Annotated in this window: 4 protein-coding genes; all 4 read right to left on the minus strand. The window is 29.6% G+C overall.

What is annotated here, in order from left to right; translation table 11 throughout:
• Nucleotides 1–354: 354 nt before the first annotated feature.
• Nucleotides 355–642, minus strand: a complete 288-nt coding sequence (locus tag KO361_03160) for a DUF308 domain-containing protein (protein MCC7574567.1) — start codon at nucleotides 640–642, stop codon at nucleotides 355–357.
• Nucleotides 643–647: 5 nt separating this feature from the next.
• The gene (locus KO361_03165; protein ID MCC7574568.1) at nucleotides 648–1,148 is read right to left on the minus strand and encodes a hypothetical protein; all 501 of its coding nucleotides are present in this window, start codon (nucleotides 1,146–1,148) and stop codon (nucleotides 648–650) included.
• 45 nt (nucleotides 1,149–1,193) lie between these two features.
• Entirely contained in the window at nucleotides 1,194–1,529 is a 336-nt protein-coding gene (locus tag KO361_03170; GenBank protein ID MCC7574569.1) for a YbjQ family protein, read from the minus strand.
• 191 nt (nucleotides 1,530–1,720) lie between these two features.
• A complete protein-coding gene (locus tag KO361_03175; protein ID MCC7574570.1) occupies nucleotides 1,721–2,563 on the minus strand; it encodes a hypothetical protein in 843 nt (280 codons plus the stop codon).
• Nucleotides 2,564–2,710: the final 147 nt, after the last annotated feature.

Below are 2,710 nucleotides of genomic sequence, written 5' to 3' on the forward strand. Positions count from 1 at the left end.
AGTCATTGTGAAATATTTTTAGGTAGAAAATAGTTCTTTGTCAGAGTGAAATATTTTCAGGAGTCGTAAAAAATGACTGTCAACCAATGACTTAATCTTTCAGCCCCGAATTTCGACCATTGGGCACAACGGCTGGGGGTTGGTAAAGTGCAGGAGTTTGAAAGGATTTTCTATCCAGCCCTACGAAGCTACGAAAAAGCGAGGTAATTTTCTGCTCCGCTATCAACCTGCATTTTATTAACCCCTTGTTACCCAACGTAATTTATATTTAGTCAATAATTTACAATCTTAACAAAAATACTATGAAGTAAAACTTTACTTCATAGTATTTAAGAATAATTAATTAGAACATTTTCAGTTATCCTTTTTTTGAAAAGGGTTATTTTTATAAAAACTATAACCACCAAAAATGATTAATAAGATTCCTATTGATAAGGAAGAATAGATTAAGGTATTATTAGGAACATAAACAGTCCTATACTTATCTTTTTCTTTACCAAAAGTTGAAGCATAACCAAATGGGTCTTTGGGCGGTGGTGCTTTATAAGTTCTTTTTGAGTAAAATAGGTTTGATTGTGAGGTTATTATTAAAATAATTCCACAAACTATCGAAATTATTGAAATGATTTGTTTCCTGTTCATATTATTTATTGTTTTACGAACTTATAATTCAAACCTTCGCCATATTCTCTAAGTTTTCTTGGATGAATATCTTTAAGAATCATTTCACTTTCTGAAATTGAGACAATTTCAAATGGGCCTAGAGCTATGTCATCTGGATCTATACGTTCGCTGCTGTCATAAATAACAAGTATTTTACCATCGGCATTTATGACATTTTTACCTTCAAAAAATCCTTTAAGGTCTGTTACTAATCTGTAAACAACATTTTTACCTAAATTTTCAACTTTTCCCTTGTCAATTAATTTGAAATTACCATCAGTAAAACAATATGTACTATTATTGGAGTTATATTTATTCTCACTTTCTACGAATTTCAAAACATTTGGGTTTGCTTTATCCGAATTGTCAAGATAAACTTGAACACATAGCCATTTTCCTTTTATCGAAAGATTGTTTTGTGAGAAGGATTTAAAACAAAAAATTGAAAAGAAAAATAGAGGAAGAAAAACTTTGAGTAATTTCATAATCATTTAGTTTTAATTAGTTAAAAAAGAGAATTTAAGAAACAGCTAATTTTCAACAGTTTTATTAATGAATTTAACGGCAGTACCATAAATAAGTACTCTGCCGACAATTTGACCATTCATATTTTCTAGTTCAATACGAACGCCTACAACAGCATCTGCACCTATTGTCTCTGCATTTTTCTTAAATTGATCCCAAGCATTAGTATAGGCTTTTAAAATTGGACTACCAGAAAAAGTAGAAGTAACATCATAGGTAGCTGCAATAATTTCAACAATTTCGTACTCTTGCTTAACATCCAACGTAGTGTAGATAATTTTTTTCTGTTCAGTTTTGTCTTGACCTAAAGCAGATAATTGGGCAAATAGTATTAATGCCACGATTAGAAGCAAATATTGACACTTTTTCATAGTATTGAGATTTTAATTTACCTACTCGTATGGCTTTTCGGATCCGCCAGTAAATGATTTTTTCAGATACTGATTCAAAAATATGAATTGTTCAGATGATAAATTTTCAGTTAAACGGTTTATACCCAATTTACCACATTTTTATACCCAATAATTATATGTTAATAGAACCAACCTATTCTCGAAAGAAGTGAAACAATGTCTTTTAACGATTTGATATTTTGATCAGGAAATGATAATTTAGCTTTATCTATTATTCCAGTTTTTTGCTGAGAATTTGAAATGTACTTTTTTATAGTATTAAGAGGGTATTTTAAGTTTATGGCACAACGTGTAATTGTACTTTTCGGGTTAGTGTAAAAATATCTTATAATTTCAATTTGTATCGGGGAGAGTACAAAGGCTTTTTTATTTAGCATTAATTCTGTAAGTTCTGCTGTGAACTTTTCGTTATATTGGTTTTTATAATAAACTTCACCGGTTATTCCAACAAATGATTTTTCAACATATCTTTCAGTAATTGTGTATGAATTAAGATGCGATAACATATTTTTGTTTTTATCAAATTGTAATGGGCTGCTTTCTTGTAAAACCCAGTAATAATTTCCATCCTTTAATTGAATTGGAATTCTAATTCTATAAATTAGTATTAAAGGTTCTAATTGATTTTTAATAATCTTAGCGTATTTGTAAGCAGATATTGTCCAGCATAAAAAATCAAATAGATATTCTGGTTTTATTAGCGATAGATATGTGTTCACATTTAGAGGAGACGGAATGTTAACATATTCTGATAAATTATTTTCATATGTTATCGTTCCATCTATTCTTCTTATGAAGATATAGTTTTTTCTCATATAAGGAAAATGAGAAGACAAAGTATTTTCAAACTGCTCAATAATCTTATTAAGTTCTAATTGGTTTGGAGATATAGGTTCTTCAATCTCAGAGTATAACTGAGTGAATAAAACTTTAATTTCATTTATTAATGAATTCGTATCCAAGTCTTTGTGTGTTGTTTTTGCGATTCCAGTTCGTTCTTAATTATGTTGGGTAACGGTTGGTGTATGAAGCGTTGGGCATTTCGAAGCACTTTACTGCCAAACCGCTACAAAGTTTATTAAATGTAACGCCCTTGAAATTAGCACTAT

Source organism: Candidatus Woesearchaeota archaeon (assembly GCA_020854775.1).
GTDB lineage: Archaea > Nanobdellota > Nanobdellia > Woesearchaeales > 21-14-0-10-32-9 > 21-14-0-10-32-9.